Annotated in this window: 19 protein-coding genes and 1 pseudogene; 5 read left to right on the forward strand and 15 right to left on the reverse strand. The window is 60.6% G+C overall.

Annotated elements, in window-relative coordinates:
• Both PQQ95_RS10330 and PQQ95_RS10335 read right to left on the reverse strand, forming a co-directional pair.
• Entirely contained in the window at positions 1-1494 is a 1494-nt protein-coding gene (locus PQQ95_RS10330) for a sensor histidine kinase (protein ID WP_408437285.1), read from the reverse strand.
• Positions 1491-2246 carry a response regulator transcription factor gene (locus PQQ95_RS10335; protein ID WP_408437286.1) on the reverse strand — a complete coding sequence of 252 codons (756 nt, stop codon included), beginning with the start codon at positions 2244-2246 and terminating at the stop codon, positions 1491-1493. Before PQQ95_RS10335 ends, PQQ95_RS10330 begins: the two co-directional genes overlap by 4 nt.
• A gap of 254 nt (positions 2247-2500) precedes the next feature.
• Here PQQ95_RS10335 and PQQ95_RS10340 point away from each other — a divergent pair, with 254 nt between their 5' ends.
• Together PQQ95_RS10340 and msrA are read left to right on the forward strand one after the other, a co-directional pair.
• Entirely contained in the window at positions 2501-4363 is a 1863-nt protein-coding gene (locus PQQ95_RS10340) for a cytochrome c biogenesis protein DipZ (protein ID WP_408437287.1), read from the forward strand.
• A 47-nt stretch (positions 4364-4410) separates the two neighbouring features.
• Entirely contained in the window at positions 4411-5148 is a 738-nt protein-coding gene (gene msrA / locus PQQ95_RS10345) for a peptide-methionine (S)-S-oxide reductase MsrA (protein ID WP_408437288.1), read from the forward strand.
• A 77-nt stretch (positions 5149-5225) separates the two neighbouring features.
• On the opposite strand, the gene PQQ95_RS10350 is transcribed toward msrA, so the two are convergent.
• From PQQ95_RS10350 to PQQ95_RS10395, 10 genes are all read right to left on the reverse strand, one after another.
• Positions 5226-6731, reverse strand: coding sequence for a DHA2 family efflux MFS transporter permease subunit (locus PQQ95_RS10350; RefSeq protein ID WP_408437289.1), 1506 nt, complete (start codon positions 6729-6731; stop codon positions 5226-5228).
• A 221-nt stretch (positions 6732-6952) separates the two neighbouring features.
• The gene (locus PQQ95_RS10355) at positions 6953-7630 is read right to left on the reverse strand and encodes a glutathione S-transferase family protein (protein WP_408437290.1); all 678 of its coding nucleotides are present in this window, start codon (positions 7628-7630) and stop codon (positions 6953-6955) included.
• Between the two features lie 88 nt (positions 7631-7718).
• A complete protein-coding gene (locus PQQ95_RS10360; RefSeq protein WP_408437462.1) occupies positions 7719-9359 on the reverse strand; it encodes an AMP-binding protein in 1641 nt (546 codons plus the stop codon).
• 75 nt (positions 9360-9434) lie between these two features.
• The gene (locus PQQ95_RS10365) at positions 9435-9830 is read right to left on the reverse strand and encodes a RidA family protein (RefSeq protein ID WP_408437291.1); all 396 of its coding nucleotides are present in this window, start codon (positions 9828-9830) and stop codon (positions 9435-9437) included.
• Entirely contained in the window at positions 9827-10270 is a 444-nt protein-coding gene (locus tag PQQ95_RS10370) for an acyl-CoA thioesterase (RefSeq protein ID WP_408437292.1), read from the reverse strand. Before PQQ95_RS10370 ends, PQQ95_RS10365 begins: the two co-directional genes overlap by 4 nt.
• The gene (locus tag PQQ95_RS10375) at positions 10267-11466 is read right to left on the reverse strand and encodes an acyl-CoA dehydrogenase family protein (RefSeq protein WP_408437463.1); all 1200 of its coding nucleotides are present in this window, start codon (positions 11464-11466) and stop codon (positions 10267-10269) included. The genes PQQ95_RS10370 and PQQ95_RS10375 overlap by 4 nt, the downstream gene beginning before the upstream one ends.
• Positions 11467-11485: 19 nt before the next feature.
• Positions 11486-12337, reverse strand: a complete 852-nt coding sequence (locus PQQ95_RS10380) for an enoyl-CoA hydratase family protein (protein ID WP_408437293.1) — start codon at positions 12335-12337, stop codon at positions 11486-11488.
• A gap of 54 nt (positions 12338-12391) precedes the next feature.
• On the reverse strand, positions 12392-12949 hold the full coding sequence (locus PQQ95_RS10385) for a MarR family winged helix-turn-helix transcriptional regulator (RefSeq protein WP_408437294.1): 558 nt from the start codon (positions 12947-12949) through the stop codon (positions 12392-12394).
• On the reverse strand, positions 12946-13719 hold the full coding sequence (locus PQQ95_RS10390) for an SDR family NAD(P)-dependent oxidoreductase (protein ID WP_408437295.1): 774 nt from the start codon (positions 13717-13719) through the stop codon (positions 12946-12948). Before PQQ95_RS10390 ends, PQQ95_RS10385 begins: the two co-directional genes overlap by 4 nt.
• Positions 13716-16088 (reverse strand): bifunctional salicylyl-CoA 5-hydroxylase/oxidoreductase, encoded by a 2373-nt coding sequence (locus tag PQQ95_RS10395; protein ID WP_408437296.1) that lies wholly within the window; start codon positions 16086-16088, stop codon positions 13716-13718. Before PQQ95_RS10395 ends, PQQ95_RS10390 begins: the two co-directional genes overlap by 4 nt.
• 387 nt (positions 16089-16475) lie before the next feature.
• On the opposite strand from PQQ95_RS10395, the gene PQQ95_RS10400 reads away from it, so the two are divergent.
• The gene (locus PQQ95_RS10400; protein ID WP_408437297.1) at positions 16476-17084 is read left to right on the forward strand and encodes a hypothetical protein; all 609 of its coding nucleotides are present in this window, start codon (positions 16476-16478) and stop codon (positions 17082-17084) included.
• Positions 17085-17116: 32 nt separating this feature from the next.
• Positions 17117-17248, forward strand: a complete 132-nt coding sequence (locus PQQ95_RS10405; protein ID WP_408437298.1) for a hypothetical protein — start codon at positions 17117-17119, stop codon at positions 17246-17248.
• Between the two features lie 2 nt (positions 17249-17250).
• Here PQQ95_RS10405 and PQQ95_RS10410 read toward each other — a convergent pair whose 3' ends face one another.
• Complete coding sequence (locus tag PQQ95_RS10410) at positions 17251-17667, reverse strand: MFS transporter (protein ID WP_408437299.1); 417 nt, start codon at positions 17665-17667, stop codon at positions 17251-17253.
• 556 nt (positions 17668-18223) lie between these two features.
• On the opposite strand from PQQ95_RS10410, the gene PQQ95_RS10415 reads away from it, so the two are divergent.
• Positions 18224-19345, forward strand: a complete 1122-nt coding sequence (locus PQQ95_RS10415) for an L-dopachrome tautomerase-related protein (protein ID WP_408437300.1) — start codon at positions 18224-18226, stop codon at positions 19343-19345.
• Between the two features lie 159 nt (positions 19346-19504).
• Here the strand turns inward: PQQ95_RS10415 and PQQ95_RS10420 are convergent, their stop codons facing one another.
• Both PQQ95_RS10420 and PQQ95_RS10425 read right to left on the reverse strand, forming a co-directional pair.
• On the reverse strand, positions 19505-21454 hold the full coding sequence (locus PQQ95_RS10420; protein WP_408437301.1) for an FUSC family protein: 1950 nt from the start codon (positions 21452-21454) through the stop codon (positions 19505-19507).
• Between the two features lie 327 nt (positions 21455-21781).
• Positions 21782-22039: pseudogene (locus tag PQQ95_RS10425) on the reverse strand (ion channel); the annotation flags it as partial.
• Between the last annotated feature and the right edge of the window lie 25 nt (positions 22040-22064).

Here is a 22064-nt window from a genome sequence, read left to right on the forward strand (position 1 = left end):
TCAGAGCACGATGCTGCCAACAGTCGGCTTCTCAGTGGTCGGCAACTCGAAACAGAAAGCCGTTCCCATTTCCGCGCGCTCGAGCAGGCGTATCTGGCTGTGATGCAATTGCAGCATCCGCTGCACGATCAGCAGTCCGAGTCCGCCACCGCGATGCGCGCCACCTGAATTGAATGGACGCTCGAACAGCCCTTCGCGTTGCTCCGCTGGAATGCCCGGACCCGTGTCGCTCACCGTGACCGATACCTTGCCATCCTTGTGCGTGAGATCGACGTCGATCGAACCGCCGGCGGGCGTGTGGCGAATCGCGTTGTCGAGCAGGTTCGTCAGCACGCGCTCGATCATCCCCAGGTCGGCGTAAACCGTCGGCAGACGAGGCGGAAAGCCGGCGCGCAACTGGATGTGCCGCGCTTCCGCAGGCAACTCGAATTTCTGGAACACGTCCTGGACCAGATCGACCAGAGAGAATGGCTCGAGTGCAGGTTGCACGTTGCCGTGTTCGAGCCGGGCGAGTTCGAATAACGCCTGTGCGAGCCGCCCAACCTTGACGCTCTGTGCAAGCGCAATCGCCAGATAGCGTTTGCGCTCGGTTTCGCCGAGCGTCTCGGCCTTGAGCGACAGCGTCTCGAGATAGCCGTGCAGCGAAGTCAACGGCGTGCGCAAGTCGTGCGAAATATTGGCGATCAACTCGCGCCGCTGCTGATCCTGGCGCGTCAGCGCACGCCACTGGTCGCCGATGCGGTTGGCCATCTGCGCGAACGTCGCTTCGAGTACGCCGATTTCGTCGCGCCGCCCGGCGGGGGACGAGCGCGGCACGGCCGGCTGGGTGTCCGGCTCGCCATCGGCATCGAAACGGCGCATGGCGTCGGTCAGGCGGCGTAGCGGCCGTGTGATCAGACCGAACGCCGTCAAGCCTGCCAGCAACCCCAGCAGCGCGACCAGCGCCATCGACCAGAGGGTTGTACGCAACACCGAGCTGGCGGCCACGCGCGCGGCGAGCGCGTCGTGCTCCTCGCCGAGCAGGACCACGTAGATATAGCCGGACGGCGGCTGCCCGTTCAATTGCAGCGGCGCGGCGCTAAACACTTTCTTCCCGTCGACGCTGCGCGGGTCGTCGCCGAGGATCGGCAGCGCCTCCCCCGCGATGAATTGCCGGATCGGCGCGAGATCCACCTGCGTGCGCTTGACGTGGCCCGCGGGGGCGTCGTCGCCCTCGATGCGGCCCTGGTTGTCAAGCAGGTACACCTCGACGCTCGGGTTCACCATCATCAACTGGCCGAACAGTTGGCGCACCGCGTCGGGCCGCAAACCGTTCGCGTCCATCAGCGTGGTGCGATGCGCGATATGGTTGGCGAGATCCTTCGACAGGCGCTGCACCACCTCCTTTTCGTGCAGGTCGCTCGAACGGATCTGCAGCCACGCCGACGCGCCGCAGCACGCCAGCAGCAGCGCGGAGAAGACGAGCGAGAGCCGCTGGGTCAGTGTCAGATTCACGGCGTGTCCTGATGGGCGCCGGCGGGCGCGGGTCCGTCGCCTGGACTGCCGGGCATAGCCAGCTTGTAGCCGCGTCCCCAGACGGTCAGGATGCGCTCGGGCTGGGCGGGATCGGTTTCGATCTTCGCGCGCAGGCGATTGATGTGGGTGTTGACGGTGTGTTCGTAGCCCTCGTGCTGATAGCCCCACACAGCATTGAGCAGGTCCATCCGCGAGAACACTTTGCCGGGATGTTGCGCGAAGAAGTACAGCAGGTCGAATTCACGCGGCGTCAGTTCGATCGGCTTGCCGTCGACGGCGGCCTCGCGCGTCAGCGGATCGATCGTCAGCCCGGCGATCTGCAGACTGCCCGCGTCGATACGCGAGTCTTTCGCCATGGCTTCGACGCGCCGCAACAAGGCTTTGACGCGCGCAACCAGTTCGAGCACCGAGAACGGCTTGGCCAGATAGTCGTCGGCGCCGAGTTCGAGGCCGAGGATCCGGTGCACTTCGCTCGAACGCGCGCTGGTGATGATGATCGGCGTATAGCGCGTCATGGCGCGCGCCCGCCGGCAGATTTCCAGGCCGTCGACGCCGGGCAGCATCAGGTCGAGGATCAGCGCGTCCCAGCCGCCTTGCTCCAGCAGACGCAGCCCTTCGCTGCCGTCGGCGCTATGCACGACTTCGTAACGCTCGTCGCGCAGATGAAGGCTCAGCACGTTGGCGATGTCGACGTCGTCTTCAACGATCAGGATGCGCTTCGGTTGGTCCATGGAGGGCTTTAGCCGCGGGTAGGGGCGTGGTTTGGTGCGGTGGAAAGAAAAGGCGCCCGCAAAAATGCGGCCGTTGCGCCATTGTGCAAAATTTCCGGGCGGCGAGTTATCACATTTAATTTAACTTTTCGTGAGGACTTTGACACTCCCCGCGCACTAGGATGTGGGCACTTTCCGCTGCGCCTTTTGCTGATTAGCACCGTACCCAACCGCATTCCCATCCTAACCGACTCACAACAACGCCCGGAACCGACATGCTACTCATCGTTCTTGCCTATCTTGGCGGCGCTCTGACGATCCTCAGTCCCTGCATCCTGCCGGTGCTGCCGTTTGTGTTCGCGCGCGCCGATCAGCCTTTCGTGCGCAGCGGGCTGCCATTGCTGGCCGGCATGGCGCTGACATTCGCCGTCGTCGCGACCCTCGCCGCCGTGGGCGGCGGCTGGGTCACGCAGGCTAACCAGTATGGCCGCTGGCTCGCGATCGCCTTGCTCGCCGTATTCGGGCTGACGCTGCTGCTGCCGCGTTTCGCGGATCATCTGATGCGCCCGCTGGTGAGCGCCGGCAATCGCCTGTCGAATTTCGCGCAGAGTGACGGTCAACAGGTTCGCGCGGGATCGTCTTTTCTGCTGGGCATCGCCACGGGCTTGCTGTGGGCGCCGTGCGCCGGTCCGATTCTCGGCCTGGTGCTGACCGGCGCGGCGTTGCGGGGCGCAAGCGTCGGCACCACGCTGTTGCTGGTTGCCTATGCGGCCGGTGCGGCGACTTCGCTCGCGGTGGCGCTGCTGATCGGCGGCCGGGTGTTCACGGCGATGAAGCGCTCGCTGGGCGCGGGCGAATGGATCCGCCGCGGGATCGGCGCGGCGATGCTGGGTGGCGTGGTGGCGATTGCGCTCGGGCTCGACACCGGCGTGCTGGCGCGTGTATCGACCATTGCTACCGGCGGTATCGAGCAGAAACTGGTCGACACGCTGTCGCCCGGTGCGACGCCGGCTAATCCGGTGGCGGCGGATAGCAAGACCAACGTCTCGGCCAACGCATCGGCCAGCGATGCCGTGATGACAACCACCGCTGCCGCCGATGCAAGCAACGGCGGCGCGATGATGCGCGCCTCGCAAGGCGCGTCGGGCGGTGCGGCTGCGTTGCCCGTCGAAGGCGTACTCCCGACCTTGAACGGCGCCGTTCAGTGGCTGAACTCACCGCCGCTGACGGTTCAGGACCTGCGCGGCAAAGTCGTGCTGGTCGATTTCTGGACGTACTCATGCATCAACTGCCTGCGTTCGCTGCCGTACGTGAAAGCGTGGGCGCAGAAATACAAGGACCAGGGGCTCGTCGTGATCGGTGTGCATGCACCGGAATTCGCGTTCGAACGCAATATCGACAACGTGAAGAAAGCCGTCCACGACCTCGGCGTCGACTATCCCGTCGCGATCGACAACAACTACGCGATCTGGCGCGCGCTGAACAATCAGTACTGGCCGGCCCATTATTTCGTCGATGGCAAAGGGCAGATTCGCTATCACCATTTCGGCGAAGGCGACTATGCGGAATCGGAAAAGGTGATTCAGGAATTGCTCGTTGAGGCAGGACATGCGAATGCGTCGAAGGTTGCAATCGGCATCACCGGCACGAGCGCGCAAGGCGTGCAGGCCGCGGCCGACAGCGCCGACATGCAGTCGCCGGAAACCTACATCGGATACGAGCGCGCCGAGAATTTCACGTCGCCCGGCGGCGCAGCGGAAGACAAGGTCCACACCTATACGGCGCCGTCACAGCCTGCCGTCAACGATTGGGGGCTGGCCGGCGCGTGGAACGTGGGCGCCGAACACGCAACGCTCGCGGCGGCGTCCGGACGCATCGTCTATCGCTTCCATGCGCGTGATCTGCATCTGGTGCTCGGTCCGGGCAAGGACGGCAAGCCGGTTCGCTTCCGCGTGAGCGTGGATGGCGCGGCACCGGGCGCCGCGCATGGAACAGACGTCGCCGCCGATGGCAGCGGCACCGTCACCGAGCAGCGTCTTTACCAACTCGTGCGGCAAACCGGCGATGTTGCCGATCACACGTTCTCGATTGAGTTTCTGGATCCGGGTGTGCAGGCGTATGCATTTACGTTTGGCTAACCCGAGCCTGACGGCGTGAATCAACACTCCTTGGAAGACTGAAAATCATGAGCACAACCTCTACCAGCAAGACTTCCCAGCGCAAGCGTTCGTCCTTTGCACGGCTTGCGGGTTGCGTCGCCATCGCGGCGGGCGTCTTCGCCGCGCAGCGCATCGCGAATTCAGCCGAAGCAATGACGAAGATTCCACCTCCTGCGCATGACGAGAACGTCGGCACGCAGCACAGCGAGACCGCCGTGTTCGCGGGCGGCTGCTTCTGGGGCGTGCAGGGCGTGTTCGAACACGTGCGCGGTGTGAAGCAGGTGGCCTCGGGATACACGGGCGGCGCGGCCGGGACCGCACAATATGAAACCGTCAGCGAGGGCGATACGGGGCACGCGGAGTCGGTGCAGGTCACCTATGACCCGACGCAGATAACGTACGGGCGTTTGCTGCAGATTTTCTTCTCAGTCGCGCACGACCCCACCGAGTTGAACTACCAGGGCCCCGACCACGGCACGCAATACCGCTCTGCGATCTTTCCCGCCAATGCTGAGCAGCGTAGCGTCGCGCAGGCGTATATTGCGCAACTCGACAAAGCGCACGTGTTTTCAGGGCCGATTGTCACGCGCGTGGAGGATTTCAAGGGTTTCTATCCGGCAGAAAGCTACCACCAGAATTTCCTCGCGCTCCATCCCGACTACCCGTACATCGTGATTAACGATCTGCCGAAGGTGAGTGGATTGAAGCGCATGTTTCCCGATCTGTATCGCAACGATCCAGTGTTGCTCAAGGTGAGCGGCTAGTTTCGCGAGCGAGTAGCGGACGCCATACGCCATGTTGCCGGCTTAGCCCGGCACGTCGCAGACGTATCCACTGCAGTTCAGTAGTTTTCCGTTGCCGCCGTATTACTGGCGCCATGCGACTGCGCTGCCGCGGGTTCGCCGTGATCGTGTGCATTCGCGTGGTGTGCATCAGCGCTGCTAGGCCGCCCCGGACGCAGCAGCACACCGCCCAGCACACCCGCCGCTGCCGCGAAAATCGCACCGAACAGAAATGCCACGTGATAGCCGCTATTGAGCGCCGTCACCGCATTTTCAGAGGCTTGCAGCGCGTCACTGCGCGCGGCAGCGAGACTTGCGAGCACGGCGAGACCGAGTGCGCCACCCATCATGAACGACGTATTGACGATCCCGGACGCGAGGCCCGAATCGCTCGGATCGACGTCGCTCATGGCGGCCAGCAGCATGGGATTGAACGCGATGCCCGCGCCGAAGCCGAGCAGGATCATGCCGGGCAGCACGTCGAGCACGAAGCTGCCGTTGACGGGCGCGCGTGCAAACAGTGCGAGACCAATTGCCGCGACCAGCAGCCCGGCGGCAAGCGGAAGGCGCAGACCGAAGCGCATCACCACGCGCGCCGACAGACCCAACGAAAAGAACGCCATGATCAGATTGGCCGGCAAAAACGCGAGCCCGACCTGCAAGGGCCGGTAGCCGAGCACGCGCTGCAGATACAACGCGGAAATGAAGAACCACGCGAACATCGCCGCCGCCCACAGCACGCCGACCACATTGGCAGTCGCGACATTGCGCAAGCGGAACAGACCGAGCGGCATCAACGGATGCTGTACGCGCGCTTCGATCACGAGAAACACGGCCAGGAGCGTGAGCGCGGCGAACAGCAGGCCGAGCGTCTGCGCCGAGGTCCAGCCCGCTTCGTTGCCGTTCACGACCGCGTACACGGCCAGCATCAACGAAGCGGTGACCGTGACGGCGCCGGCCACGTCGAGCCGTTCGCCGTGAGCATGACCGCGTGCCGACGGCAGGAGCGCGACGCACAGCGCGTAGACGGCGATGCCGATCGGCAAGTTGACGAGAAAGATCCAGTGCCAGCTCAGCAGGTTGGTCAGCAGACCCCCGAGCAATACGCCGATGCTGCCGCCCCCCGCGCAGACGAAACCATATACCCCCATCGCTTTCGCCCGTTCGCCGGTCTCGGTGAACAGATTCATGATCAACGACAGCGAAACAGCGGAGACGACTGCGCCGCCCAAACCCTGCACGGCACGCGCGCACACCAGCAGGATTTGCGAATTCGCCATGCCGCATGCGAGCGACGCCAGCGTGAACAGCGTAATGCCGCCAAGGAACAGCTTGCGGTGGCCGTAGAGATCACCCAGCCGCCCGCCAAGCAGCAGGCAGCCGCCGAAGGTGAGCATGTACGCATTGACCACCCACACCAGCGAGGTCTCGGTAAAGCCGAGGTCTGCGGCGATCGACGGCAAGGCAACGTTCACAATCGTCGTATCGAGCACGATCATGAGCACGCCGAGGCACAGAACGATCAGCGCCAGCCAGCGTTTGTTGCCGTGGATGGAATGGGTCATGCAGGGGACTCCTTTGCCGTGGTCGGGTGAGTGCGAGCGGTTGCAAGTGAGTGCAAGCGGGCGCAATCAGATGCAATCAGCTGCAAGCGGATGCCGGACGTGCCGCCGCGCGGCACGAAGTCGGAAACCCGGTCGGCAACCCGTTGACGGCAATGGGAGTTTTTAGTCTAGCACTCGCGACTTTTGACTCACAACTACGAATTCCTGGGCGGCATGGGACGTCAATCGCCACCGAGCAGTTCGTACTTGCCGCCGCGCTCCAGCGCCCGCTGATAGGCCGGCCGCGCGTGAATGCGCTTCAGGAAATCGACGACGGCGGGAATCTGCCCTTCCATGCCGCCGCGCGCGGTGGCGGCTTCGAGCGGAAAGCTCATCTGAACATCGACCGCCGTGAAATCGCTGCCGACGAACCAGCCGGTCGCGCTCAGTTCCTTGTTGATGTAGCCGAGGTGCAGCTTCAACTGAGGATCGATGAAACTCGCTTGCAGCGTCGCCGCGATCTTGCGGGCGATCGGTTTGGCGAAGAACGGCATGGGTGCGCCGGCGATGCGCAGGGCCACCAGTTTCAGCAACAGCGGCGGCATGGCCGAGCCTTCCGCATAGTGCATCCAGTAGGTGTAACGCAGCCGCTCGGGCGTACCCGCTGCGGGCGCGAAACGGCCTTGACCGTACTTGTCGACCAGATACTCGATGATCGCACCGGATTCGGCGAGGGTCTGGCCGTCGTCGGTAATGACGGGCGACTTGCCGAGCGGATGCACCGCGCGCAATTCGGGCGGCGCCAGCATCGTGGCCGGGTCGCGCTCGTAGCGCTTGATCTCGTACGGAACGCCGAGTTCTTCGAGCAGCCACAACACGCGTTGCGAGCGGGAGTTGTTCAGATGATGGACGATCAGCATGGGTCGAGGGAGGTTGGCCTGTGGAGTGTCACATCATAGGGGTGTTGTGCCGAGGTGGGGCTCTAGGAACGAGGCGTTACATGTGCGGCTACCCGAGCGTACGCAATTCAAAGCGTTTGATCTTGCCTGTTTCCGTGCGCGGCAGCGAGTCGATGAAAGCGATGACGCGTGGGTATTTGTAAGGCGCCACGCTACTTTTCACGAAATCCTGCAGTTGCGCGACCAGTTTGTCGTCCCGTGCATAGCCTGGATTCAGCACCACGAAGGCTTTGACGATCTGTCCGCGCGTCTCGTCGGCCACGCCGATCACGGCGCATTCGGCCACCGCGTCGTGTTGCATCAGCACGCTTTCCACTTCAGGGCCGGAGATGTTATAGCCGGCGGAGACGATCATGTCGTCGGCGCGGGCCTGATAAAACACGTAGCCGTCTTCGTCGAGATAGACCGAGTCGCCGGGAAGGTTCCAGCCGTCGCGAACGAACTTCGCCTGCCGCTCGTCGGCGAGATAGCGGCAGCCCGTCGGCCCGCGCACCGCGAGTTTGCCGATCGTGCCGGGCGGGACGGGTTGCATGGCGTCATCCACGGCTTGCACGACATAGCCCGGCACCGCGCTGCCGATGGCATGCGGACGAATCGCGTCGCCTTGCGCCGAGATGAAAATATGGATCAGTTCCGTGCCGCCGATCCCGTCGATCATCTCGATGCCACTTGCGTCGCGCCATAGACGGCGCGTCGAATCCGGCAACGCTTCTCCCGCCGATACCGTCTTCTTCAAGCTTGATATGTCGTGATGCGCGACGAGCGGCGCCATTTGCCGATAGAACGTCGGTGCGGTGAACATGATCGTCGCGTGAAAGCGCTCGACGGTTTGCAGCAAGGTCTCGGGCGTGAGCTTCTCGATCAGCACCGTCGATGCGCCGACGCGCAGCGGAAAACACAGCAAACCGCCCAAGCCGAATGTGAAGGCGAGCGGCGGCGTACCGCAAAACACATCGCTCGATGAAGGTTTCAGAACATGCCGCGGAAACAGATCGCACATTGCCAGCACGTCGCGATGAAAATGCATGCAGCCCTTCGGCGCACCCGTCGTGCCGCTGGTGAAGGCGATCAGGCAGACGTCGTCAGCAGCGGTGTCGCACGCGGTGAACTGGTCCGGTTTGTTGATCGCAAGAGTGTCGAGCGAATCGCTGGAATCGTCATGAAACAGGCACGTCTGTTTCAGGCCTGCGCAGTAGAACTCGTCCTGAGGATCGCTGCAGCGCGCGAGTTCGGCGGTCAGGCGCGCGTCGCATAGCGCGGCGCTGACCTGCGCCTTCTCGATGATCTGCTTCAGTTCTTTCGCCCGCAGCAGCGGCATGGTGGGCACCACGACGAGGCCGGCTTTCAGCGCGGCGAGCGCCGTCACCGCCATGTGCAAGGTGTTCGGCCCGCGCAACAGCACACGGTTGCCCGGCTGCAAACCCATTTCATCGACCAGTACATGCGCACTGCGATTCACCTGGGCAAGCAACTCACCATACGTGGTCGCCTGCGGCTTCCCATCCACATCCGACCAGATCGCCGGATGGTCGCGGTGTCCCGCTTCGATCGTTCTGTCGAGCAATTCCGTCGCGCAATTGAAGCGCGCCGGGTAAGCGACGTCCGGGTTGTCGAGCAGAAAGACAGGCCATTGATCCTGCGGCGGCAGATTGTCGCGCGCGAAGGTATCGACGTGTGCTGACGGTTCCATCATGGTCTCCCGGGGGTGAGCCGGCTGAATGCGCTTCGGTTGACGGGGTGGCTAGGTGACGCGTGTTTCGTACGTTTACTGGGGGATCACGGCCGTCGCTTCGATTTCGACCTTGGCTTCGTCTTCGATCAAGGCGACGACCTGTACCGCGCTCATCGCGATGTCGTAGTCGCCGATCAGTTCGCGAAACGCGCGGCCGATATCTTTCAGCGAGGCGAGGTACTCGCGCTTGTCCGTCACGTACCACGTCAGGCGAACCAGATGCTCGGGCTTGCCGCCTGCTTCATGCAGGACGGCGAGCACGTTCCTGAGCGCCTGAATCGCTTGTTGCGCGAAGTCGGCGGTCTGAAAACGCGCCTGTTCGTCCCAGCCGATCTGGCCGGCGATAAACACTTGCGTACCGGTTGCGGCAACGCCGTTCGCGTAGCCGCGCGGCTTGACCCAACCGGCGGGAAGGAGAGCTTTTTTCATGAGCGATGCGCCTCGATGGATTCAGGCTGTGGGGCGAACGTCGCGAGTGCGTTCGCGATGTCGGCGGGAATGTCGATGGATGTGCCGCTGTCGAGCGATGTCGTCACGAGCACCTGTTTCGCGCGAAAACGGATTTCGTCGCCGTGCCGGCCGACGATCTCGATGCTGATTGAGCGGCGTCCAATTGCGACGACGTCGAGTGCCAGCGTGATCGTTTCGCCCATCTGGCTCGGCCTCGAAAACTCGCAATCGAGTTTGACGATCGGCAAGCCGATTCGGCGCTGCGCGATCATCTGCGTATAGTCGATCCGCAGGCCTTCGTTGAACCAGTCTTCGACCAAGGCGTTGGTCATTACCAGATATTGCGGAAAGAACACGATGCCGGCGGGATCGCAGTGCTGGAAACGGATGCGCACCGGTCTTTCGAAGGTCGTGTTCATTTCGCTGCGTCCCGGCTGACTTGACTGACTTTGGCCGCATGCACCTTCAGGAGGTCGCGACCGACGATCAACTGCTGTACTTCAGTCGCGCCCTCATAGATCCGCAACGCACGAATTTCGCGGTACAGCATCTCGACGGCTGTGCCACTTTGCACGCCCATGCCGCCATAGAGCTGCACGGCGGCGTCGATCACTTGCTGCGCCCCTTCGCTTGCGTGCCACTTGGCCATGGCCGCTTCACGCGTGATGTTTTCGCCTTGATCGCGCAGCCAGGCTGCGCGATAGACCAGTAACGCGCTGCTGTCGATCGTCAATGCCATTTGTGCGAGCTTGGCTTGCGTCAGCTGAAAATCGCCGAGCGTCTGTCCGAACATCTTGCGCGACGACGCACGCGAAAGACCTTCCGCCATCGCATGACGCGCGAAGCCTAACGACGCAGCCGCTACCGACGTACGGAAAATATCCAGCGTACGCATCGCGAGTTTGAAACCTTCGCCGGGTGCGCCGAGCATCTGGCTGCGCGGGACACGTGCGCCGGCAAAGTGCAAACGCGCCAAGGGATGCGGTGCGATCACGTCGATGCGCTCGGCGATTTCCAGGCCCGGTGTGTCGGCATCGACGATGAAGGCCGTAATGCCTCGTGCACCTGGCGCTTCGCCGGTTCTGGCGAACACCACGTAGAAATCCGCGATGCCGCCGTTCGAGATCCACGTCTTGTCGCCATCGAGTACGTAGAAGTCGCCGTCTTCGCGCGCAGAGAGAGACATCGCGGCGACGTCCGATCCCGCTTCCGGTTCCGACAAAGCGAAGGCGGCGATAGCCGTGCCGTTTGCCACGCGTGGCAAATAACGGGTCTTTTGCTCATGGGTGCCGCCGAGCGAGATCGCGCCTGAGCCGAGTCCTTGCATTGCCAGCGCGAAATCCGCGAGACCGGAATGTTTGGCGAGCGTTTCGCGCAGCAGGCACACGGCGCGTGTGTCGATGGTGTCGCCATTTCCGCCGTAGGCAACGCCGCCGACACCGTATTTCAGCCAGCCTGCCGAACCGAGTTCGCGGACCAGGCGGCGGCAGCTCGCATCGACGTCGTGATGTTCTACCTGTGAGAGATTCGCGCGGCACCATGCTTCGATACCCGCAGCCAGTTCGCGGTGGCGCGGTTCGAAAAACGGCCAGGCCAGTGCGCTGTGCAGATCCATATCGCTGTGGGTGCTCAATTCAATCTCCCTCGAAGACCGGGCGAGACTTCGCGGCAAACGCGCTATACGCACGTTCGAAGTCGCGCGTGCTCATGCAGATTGCCTGGGCTTGCGCTTCGGATTCGATCGCTTCGTCGATGCTCATGCTCCATTCCTGGTGCAGCATCTTCTTCGTGATGCCGTGCGCGAAGGTCGGACCGGCGACGAGATCGGCGGCGAGCTTTTGCGCGTCCGCGAGGAGCGCTGCCGGTTCGCACAGGCGGTTATAGAAGCCCCATGCGTGGCCTTCGTCGCCACTTGCCGAGCGGCCCGTGAACAGCAATTCGGCGGCGCGCCCCTGGCCGATGATGCGCGGCAGGATCGCGCAAGCGCCCATATCGCACCCCGCCAGGCCGACGCGGGAGAACAGGAACGCGAGTTTGCTGCGCGCCGTGCCGAGCCGCATGTCGGACGACATCGCCAGGATCGCGCCGGCGCCCGCGCAGACGCCGTCGACCGCGGCAATGATGGGTTGTGGGCAATGGCGCATTGCTTTGACCAGATCGCCGGTCATGCGCGTGAACAGCAGCAGTTCCGGCATTGGCAGATCGATCAGCGGCGCGATGATGTCGTGCACGTCGCCGCCGGAGCAGAAGTTCTCGCCTGCGCCGTGAATGACGACTGCCTTGACGTCGGTCGCGTAGGTGAGTTGCCGGAACAGATCGCGCAATTCCGCATACGATTCGAACGTCAGCGGGTTTTTGCGTTCGGGGCGGTTCAGTGTGATCGTCGCGACTTTGTCGGCGACCGACCAGCCGAAGTGCTGCGCCTCGTAACCCGCGAGCGTCAGGCGGTTGCCGGCCAGTAGCGCGTCGGCGTTGGATCGTGTCATGTGTGTCTCCCTTAGTCGGGTCCCGTGCAAAGTGGTTGCCCGAATCCGTGCGGATCAGTCTTTCAGACTGTCGAGCAAATGTTTCTTGAGTTTGCCGAGGCGCTGATGCGTGCGTGATTTCTCATCGAGACTCAAGCCGCCGAACAATTCGACGACCCATTGCTCATGCGCGCCGGCCATCTTGTCGAACGCCTTACGACCCGTGGGCGTGAGGCACACGCTGATCGAACGACGATCATTGGGATCGGTGTCGCGCGAAACCAGGCCTTCTTTTTCGAGCTGATCCGTGATGCCGGTCACGTTGCCACCTGTCACCATCAAACGGCGGGACAGTTCCGTCATCTTCAGCCCTTCCGGATGACGTTCGAGTTGCGCCATCAAATCGAAACGCGGCAACGTGGTGTCGAATTCGTTACGCAGGCGCTTACGCAGTTCGGCTTGCACGAGATTGGTCGTGGTCAGCATGCGCAGCCACAAACGCAGCCCCATGTGACTATCGGCGCCGGTACTCATTTCCAGATCCACGACGTTCTCCGCGGGTTTGGCCACGCCTTTGCGCGGCGGTTTCGCTTCGGCCGGCGAGGGCGTTTTGATGTTCGATGACTTGGTCACATTACTTCTCCACCGGAGATGGAAATGGATTGCCCCGTGATCGCGTCCGAGCCGGGCTGGCAGAGCCAAAGCACGGCGTTGGCAACCTGCTCCGGGCTCACGAAACGATGTTGCGGATTCGAGCGAAGCAGGGTTTCGCGCGCCTGCTGTTCGGTGCGCGAGGTCTTGCTGGTGATCTGTTCAAGCGATGCGTGTAGCAGTTCGGTCTCCGTGTAACCAGGGCACACCGCATTAACGGTGACGCCTTTCGTCGCGACTTCCAGCGCGAGGGAACGCGTCAGGCCGATCACGCCATGTTTCGCGGCGCAGTAAGCGGCGACGTACGCATAGCCGATCTGTCCCGCTGTGCTCGCGACGTTCACGATGCGGCCGTGACCGCGTTCGAGCATGCCAGGTAACACGGCGCGTGTGCCGAGAAACACGCCCGTGAGGTTCACGTCAAGCATGCGTTGCCAGAGCGCCATGTCGGTGTGGACGAAGGGCGCCGCTTGCGCCTGGCCGGCGTTATTGACGAGGATGTCGATTGCGCCTGCTTGGGCAAATGCTTTCTCGACCGATTCTTCGCTCGTGACGTCGACGCGAATGCAGACGACCTCGCCGAGCCCGGTGAAATTTTCCCGCTGTGCATCGAGGCGTTGCGCGTTGCGTCCCATTAAGGTGACGCGTGCACCGGCGCGCAGCAGCGCTTCGGCCACGGCCGCGCCGATGCCGCTGCCACCACCTGTGACGACAGCGTGTTGTCCGGCGAGCGTTCTGGTGGACGTATTCACGTGGTTCCTTCAGCGCGTTGCGCGCGTTCTTGCGGCGACAACCCAGCGTTCGCGGCAGCTTGTGCACGTTCGCGTTCGAGATTGCGTTCGAGTTGCGACTTCGCGGCCGTGTAAGGCTTCGGCCACATGACGTCGAAATAGCTGATTTTTGCAGCTTCATTCAGCGTCCACGACGGATTGGCCAGGTGCGGCCGTGCGATCGCGCAAAGATCGGCGCGTCCCGCCGCGATGATGCTGTTCACGTGATCCGCTTCCGAGATCGCGCCGACGGCGATCGTTGCGATGCCGGCTTCGTTGCGCACGCGGTCGGCGAACGGCGTCTGGAACATGCGGCCGAACACGGGCTTTTCCTGCTTGCTGACCTGGCCCGACGAGACATCGATCATGTCGGCGCCTGCCGCCTTGAAGGCGCGGGCGATCTGCACGGCGTCGTCGGGCGTGGTGCCTCCTTCGACCCAATCGTTAGCGGAAATACGCACGGAAATCGGTTTGTCTTGTGGCCAGACAGCGCGGATCGCCTTGAAAACCTGCAACGGGTAGCGCAGACGGTTTTCGAGCGAGCCGCCGTATTCGTCGGTGCGTTGGTTGGTCAGCGGTGACAGGAAGCTCGAAAGGAAATATCCGTGTGCACAGTGCAGTTCGAGCCAATCGAAGCCTGCCTCGGCGGACATTTGCGTGGCGCGGACGAATTGCGCCTCGATTTCTTTAAGTTCTTCGAGTGTGGCTGCGTGCGAGGTCTGGCTTACGCCGCTTAAATATTGCTGCGGCGAAGCGGACACGAGCGGCCAATTCCCTTCGTCAAGCGGCTGGTCGATGCCTTCCCACGCAACGCGTGTCGAGCCTTTTGCGCCGGAGTGCCCCAATTGAATGCCGATCTTCGCATCCGACTGAGCATGCACGAGGTCCACAATGCGCTTCCATGCCGTGAGATGTTCCGGCGCGTACATGCCGGGACAAGCGGGCGTGATGCGCGCTTCGGGCGACACGCAGGTCATTTCCGTCATGACCAACCCGGCGCCGCCCATGGCGCGGGCACCGAGGTGCATCAGATGATAGTCACCGGCGATGCCGTCGACGGCGGAGTATTGCGCCATCGGTGAGACGACTACGCGGTTTTTCAGCGTCACGCCACGCAATGTGAAGGGCGTGAACATCGGCGGAACGGAGTGTTTTTCCGGCGTGCGGTCAATGCCTGAGCGGTGTGCGAGCCAGTCTTCGAACGCCGAGAGATAAGTTGCGTCACGCTCCCGCAAATTCTCGTGCGAAATGCGCTGCGAACGCGTCAGCAGCGAATACGCGAACTGTTCCGGTTCGAACGACGTATAGCGATCGACATGCTCAAACCACTCCGTCGAATTGCGCGCAGCGTTCTGAATGCGCAATACGTCAATGCTGCGGACATCCGTGTAGTGCTTCAATGCAGCCGGCAAATCACCTGGATGCGCGCCCAGGCTGTTGGCGAGTTCGATCGAATCTTCGAGCGCGAGCTTCGTGCCCGAACCGATCGAGAAATGCGCGGTGTGTGCCGCGTCGCCCATCAGCACGATCGGCGTTTGCGTGCCATCGGCATTGCTGCGCCAATGCACCCATTCCTCGTTGACGACGCGCGGGAAGCGAATCCATTGCGACGACCCGCGCAAATGCGCAGCGTTCGACAGTAACGGATTGCCGTCCAGATACTTGGCGAACAGCTTCTCACAGAACGCAATGCTGTCTTCCTTGCTCATTTCGTCGAGACCGGCCGCGCGCCACACGCGCTCCGGTGTTTCCACAATGAAGGTGGAGGTCTGATCGTCGAAACGATAGGCGTGCGCCTGGAACCAGCCGAACTCGGTTTCTTCGAACGCGAATGTGAAGGCGTCGAAAAGTTTTTTGGTGCCGAGCCAGACGAAGCGGCAATCGCGCATGTCGATCGCGGGCTTGTAGGTGGCGGCGTGCTTCTGGCGGATGGCGCTGTTGGCGCCATCACAGGCGACGATCAGGTCGGCTTCGTAGCGTGTGTCGTCCGTGACCTGGGTTTCGAAAACCAGCTTGACGCCCAGCTCTTCGCAGCGCGCCTGGAGGATATTCAACAGACGTTTGCGGCCGATGCCGCAACAGCCATGGCCCGACGAGCGAATCTGCCTGCCGCGGAAATTGATCTCGATGTCGTCCCAGTGGTTGAAGGCGTCGAGAATCGCGTCCGCGCTGGGGGCGTCGGCGGCGCGCAGGTTGCCGAGCGTCTGGTCGGAGAAGACCACGCCCCAGCCGAAGGTGTCATAGGGCCGATTGCGCTCGATCACCGTGACGTCATACGCCGGGTTCCGGCCCTTCATTAACAGGCCGAAATACAACCCGGCCGGGCCGCCGCCGATACAGACGATGCGCATGCTGACTCTCCATGTGAACCTTGCTCTGGAGGATAATTTAGGCGTCGATAGTTTAGATGTCAAGTAAATTGTGGGTGAGCTTGGCGTGCGGGTGGGTGGCTGGGATCGGAAGAAATGAAGCCGGGCGGGGTGAAATACCGACGGTCGGAGTAGTCCGAGAGAGTAAAGTTAGTCATGGCAGCTTCGCTGCCCGTAACAAACGAGAGCGTCATCGGCAGTTGTTAATCGAGATACCCTTGGTAATTCGCGGGCGCCGACAACATGGCTTGAAATCGTAAGGTTTAACTGGTTAGCCCAGAGTTTGCTTAGTGCTCTGAAAGCCAGGTTAGCTGGGCGTAAACACTGGGACGAATGACAAAAATGCCAGGTTTGTGAGACCTATTGGGAATGTTAAAAAATCTTTTCGTGAAAATCTCTCGCCACGGCGTCGGAGGACTATCCATCTTCGTGATGGCTTCAGCTATCTTCGGTTGTTCCGGGCGGATAATGAAAACAGAGCTGCCTAAACAGGCCGAAATTGCGAGCGAGGAGTCTATTCCGGTCGACGAACTGCTTACGAATTTGCGTTCTCTCGCATTGGGTGGTCGCATCGACGACGTTACGTTGCTGAAAAAATATCTCAGGCTAGAGGTCGTGCCCGCTGCTGATGGTGACGGACAACCGTTCGACAGCGGCTCGGGGAAAAATATCGACTGGTACCGTCTTTCCTCATTTCCGCGGGAAATAGAAAATGAGAATTTTTTCTATTTTGTTGTTCATCTGCCTCAAGGTTCAGTTCGCGCATCAATGCGCATCCAGTTAGCTGCGGACTACTCATGTGTTTCGCCGGAGATGGTCATCGCGATATTCGGTCAAGGTAGGCAGTGGAAAGCATTCACCGGAAGTTTTACGAGCACATACGATTTTTCAGGTACGCAACCAGTTGAGTTGATTTTTCAGTTTAGTCCCAATGGTTGCGCTGTTTTGGTAACGTTTTATCAAAATAGATTGGGGTAGTAAAAATGCCCCAGATTACCGGAAACGAGCCCATGTTCACCAACATGAAGCAGCAGAGGTCGGCGTCCGAATTCAACAAGATGATCGCGTTAATAAATGGCAGCCCGACCATGACTCAAGAAGTGCTTGACTACCAGAAAGCGATCCCGACCGGTCCTTTGTAAAGCTACTGGGAAATCGACTCCAGCGATCGCCCGCGTGTCATTGGCCCCAGCACACCGATAACCAGCGCGTCGATGCCCATGCAGGCGGCGATCAGCAGGAGCGCAGCCGAGACACCGCCGCCGCGCAGCGCAAAAGCGACCAGAAAGCCACTGAAGATGCCGGATAGCCGGCTCCACGAATAGACGAAGCCGATCGCGCGCGCCCGCACTCGCGTTGGATAGAGTTCCGACTGATAGGCGTGGAAGTTGTACGACAGCGTTGTCGCACCGAGTGTCACCAGTGCGCCGGTCAGCGCGGCAATGTCCGCTATCGCGGCGTTCGGTAGGCGCATCGATATCGAATCGACGACGAGTTCAACAAACCGGCGCCGATGCTCTTCGGCCGCTGCGCGCAAGTCCGCCGCTCGGCGTGAACGCATGACGGATGCGGTGAATGACAGATAGCCCAGCGACAGGTAAGTGTTTATCGCAACCTTTCGATCTTCGCTTGAGGACCGCGCAACGCTCAAAATTGACAGACGGCCGTCCTTGTAATGACGGCGCGTGAGGCACCATTTGTATGCAGGTTGTCCGGCGCTACCGGTCAAAGGGACGTGTTCATATTCCGGAACCGTTTGATGCTCCGGAGTATGCATGAACCCTCCTGCGCATTGGACTCGTAACCTGCGTAAGTTATTGCTTCACCTCCTGCCAAATCCGAGGCGATTCACTGTGATCCCGCAGAGCAACTATCATCAAATTCGAGCAAGAAGCGGCAATCGTCTATACCCAGTCGAAGTTATAGTTCGCGTGTCCGTGACGACAATGCTTGATGAGACAGATTTCGACAAGCGGTGGTGATTTCGTCCAATACCGCATCGTCCGTAGCGTTCACATTTAAAGTATTGGTTCAACTGCTCTGGCGAATCAGGAACGCCCGCCGATTGAACTCGCTCGGTGGAATCCGTGAGTCAGATCACCTCCGTGGAGTCGACCATGAATAAGAAATGGATCCTGTTTCCTGCGCTGGCCTGCTTTGCAGCAGGGGTGTTAGCAAGTCGTTTTGCTTCAGCCACGCCCGGAGATGGCACCGCCGATCCGGTTCATCCACATCGGCTTTTGACCGTCAGAACCACGAGCCGGATGCCTTGGAACGCTGTCGCGTTAGACGACAAAGGCAGGGTGATCGTCAGTTCGCCCCTCTGGGCCGGCAACAAGGGACCGGCCGTTGCCGTCGCGGAGTCCGACGGGCGCCTCGTTCCTTATCCATCCGAGCAATGGAACAGTTGGAAAGCCGGCGGCGACGCCGCCAATGCGTTTGTGAGCGTGAATGCAATCCATGCCGAGTCCGATGGAACGATCTGGGTCGTCGATACAGGCGCTCCGACATTCGGCGAAGCCTCGGTTCCCGGTGGTCCCAAGATTGTTCATATAGACACGCGTACCGACCGCGTTCTCCGCGTCTACAGCTTCTCAGGAGAAGCGCTGCGACCTAATACGTACATCGACGACATCCGGATCAATGGTAAGCGCGCGTACCTGACGGACGCGGGTGCGGGGGCGATTATGGTGCTGAACCTGGAGGACGGAAGCGTGCGACGCCTGCTCGACGATTCGCCTTTCACGAAGGCCCGCCCCGACGACAGAATTGTCGTGAACGGCAAGGTACTCATGGCGCCGGACGGTACGCCTCTCAGGGTGAATGCAGACGATCTCGAACTGAGCCCGGACGGCAAATATTTCTATTTTGCACCGTTGTCCGGGCCGATGTATTGCATCGAGACTCGCTACCTCGACGACGCCAGTCTTGGCGACGAAGAAATTTCCCGGCACGTGACTAAATGGTTCGATTTGCCGGCAGTTGGGGGGACGGCGATGGCACCCGACGGAAGTTTATATTTCACGCCGCTTGCCGAGAATGCATTGAAGCGCCGCAACCCCGACGGTTCCGTGACGGTGATCGTGCGCGATAAACGGCTCAGATGGGTCGATGCGCCGTTCCTCGACGGCAAGGGCAACATCTATTTGCCTGTGCCGCAACTGGATGGCGTCGCCGTATTCAACCACGGAACTTCGACAATGACGACACCCATTTACCTCTACAAGGTTGCGATTTGACTTTTCCTGCAAACAGGACGCTACATATTTCGGCATACTGTACGAGCCTTATTGCATCTGGGACGTGTCGGACTATGTCCCAGAGCAAACGGTCGCTTCTGTGGAGGACTTATCCGGTGGGGATTGAGTAGAGCCGATGAGCGGCGAGGATTGTCATTGCTATGAGTTCCTTATTTCTTCCGGCTGACCAAACACATGCAGATGAGCTACGACCTGTATAAGCTCATCTACGCATTTACCCAACACCGACGCATCGGGATCAAATCTCAAACCACGGACCGCCAGTCGATCGGGGTCTCGAAGCGCGACAGAGAGTGATCGTAGCGCCCGAACCTCCCCGTCAATGGAGGGGGGGGAAGGCGAGCACACAATTGCTTGCAACGCATTTTCAAGGCATGCGGCCACTTCCTGCCAATGTTTGGCACGCAAGCGAGGTCCCTGTGGTTCGCTCGACGCGGTGGTGGCTCGCAGTCGAAGCTCCGCAATACCGTGGGCTATCGCGAGGCGTCGATCTGAAAGTGCAACGGCGGCGTCGCCGTCGAAGTCTAGAGGGATAGACAGAGCCAGATCCGCTAGTTGATCACATAAACGCGCGATTTCTGGTCGAGCTGACGGGCGCCAGGTGTCTGGCCAAAATGCGTAAGCAAGTACAAGCACCAGCACGCACGCCGTTTCTGTATGTATCACTCGCTGTACCAGTACATTTAGACCGACGGTCCCACCAAGGTCCAGCAAAATGAGAACCACCGGCGTGATAAGCACGGAGAACCATGCGTAGTTTCGACACACAGAGTAGGGGATCCCGGCACATAGCAACCCAACAATAAGAATGGCCGCGTAGCCTGGCGCCAGTAGAGTCACGAAGCTCGCTACCACCACACCAATCGCGGTGCCTATGCCTCGTTGCAACGAGCGCGAAAATACCGATGTGATATCTGGCTTCAGGATCAACGCAACGGTTAGGAGAATCCAATATCCATGTCCGAATGGCGTAATCTGTCGGATAATTTCGGCCGCAACCATGCAAAGACTCAGCCGGACAATGAACAGCCGGTTATGCCGGCTTGACCAAGGTCGAGTCACGGTCTTGCCAATAGGCTCAGGCAGTCTGCCCGGATGGTCAGTTAACCATGAAGGCAGTTCGGCGTAATTCCCACTACGCAAAGTCTGAGCAGCGCTTTGTAATGCGTCCGGGTCCGGCGGTGAAGCGAAGGCGAATGATTTGGCAGTCGCCAAAGATACGCCATCTCGTACAGATCGAAGCATCTGCAAAAATCGCTTACGCCTCTGGCCAATTGCACGTGCGGTCAGCACCAGGCTACTCGCCGATGCAAGGTTCCCGTCGATGTTTCTCTGTGCGAGACGGTCTTCTTCAGAAGGTTGATGCGTCGCTAAGGATCGTTCTCTCAGCATCAAGGCTTCCAGGACCTCTGCCAGTTGGGCGCCGTAAAGTCTGTGGGTGCGCTGCCGGGCGCTCACGAGCCACGCGCCTGCCAAGGCAATAAGACCTCCCAACGAATAAGCGATCAATTTATGTTCCAGAGGCAGGTCCACTTTCAGGCCCCCGGCAATCGCCATTTGTACGAGAAGCTGCATGCCGGCAAAGGAAAGGGCCGCGCCATAGGCGCTCAAAATGCCTGAAATAACCGCAAAGGCGAGCACGATAAGTATGGGTGTTACGCCAGTGCCCGCAGTGAGCGGCCCCGCTGCCATTGCCAGTAGACCAGCGAGTAACCCGCTTCCAGCTTTATAGAGCCGCTGTCCCGTAGTGCCAGGCCGCTCACCCAATACGACAAGAAGTGCCCCGAGCGACGCGAACAACGCGATCTTGGGGTCAAAAAAGTGGTAGGAAAATGCCAGGACGATCGGTACGGTCAACGCGGCGCGAATCGTTTCTGCTAGCGGTGCTGGTGCGGAACCGATGGCGAGACTTCCCATGAACCAATGATGCGTCGCAGTCCTGATGCCAGCCTTCGTGGCACCACATGTTGCTTCGTTATCAACCTTGGCTGGGTCGGTCTGCATGGTTGTTTGCAAAGGCGCTTGAATACGCCGGAGCGTAAGGTTGATGCGCCTGGTAGCGGTACCCGGGTGATGATCTTTCACCATGGCTCCAGACGCCATGCGCGTCACCAGGGCCGGATGTCAGTAGCAAACTGGATTGGGTCGGTGGTATGGTCCTGACGGCTAAGGTCATGCGTTAGTTTCGTAAGCCTTATAGGAGGGGCAGAACTGTTGACCGCTACTCACAAGCATAAATCTTAAGAAATTTCCAGAGAGAGGGATTGAAGAATGTTGCTGTATTAAGAATGATATTGCGCGAAGAGATTGATGGCGTGGGGCAAAGAAGCATAACGACACATGGGGCCAGCTAACTGCTGGCCCTCGCGTCGGGAGTGTTCGATCTTGGCGCCGATCGATTAAGTCATGTGAATTTTAGGGGCCGACTTGGCACAGACTCCTATACTGTGAGAAATTGCGGCTCATGGGTGAAGGTGGTGCGCCGCACTTCGATAAATAAGAGGCACGGAGTGAAACGAATAGTCCGAAGAGGACGTATCTCGCGATCGCTACCGATGCGATAAAAATGCGCCCGATTACCGTCGGACGATAATCGCCATATCCGGTTACCGTGAACGGTATGGCGCTGAAATAAAAAGCGCTCGTCCAGTCGAGATTGATATTGAAGGTAACGTATCCCGAAACACTGCAGAGGAGG

The organism is Paraburkholderia caffeinilytica, from assembly GCF_046030355.1.
In the GTDB taxonomy this organism is placed as follows: domain Bacteria; phylum Pseudomonadota; class Gammaproteobacteria; order Burkholderiales; family Burkholderiaceae; genus Paraburkholderia; species Paraburkholderia caffeinilytica_B.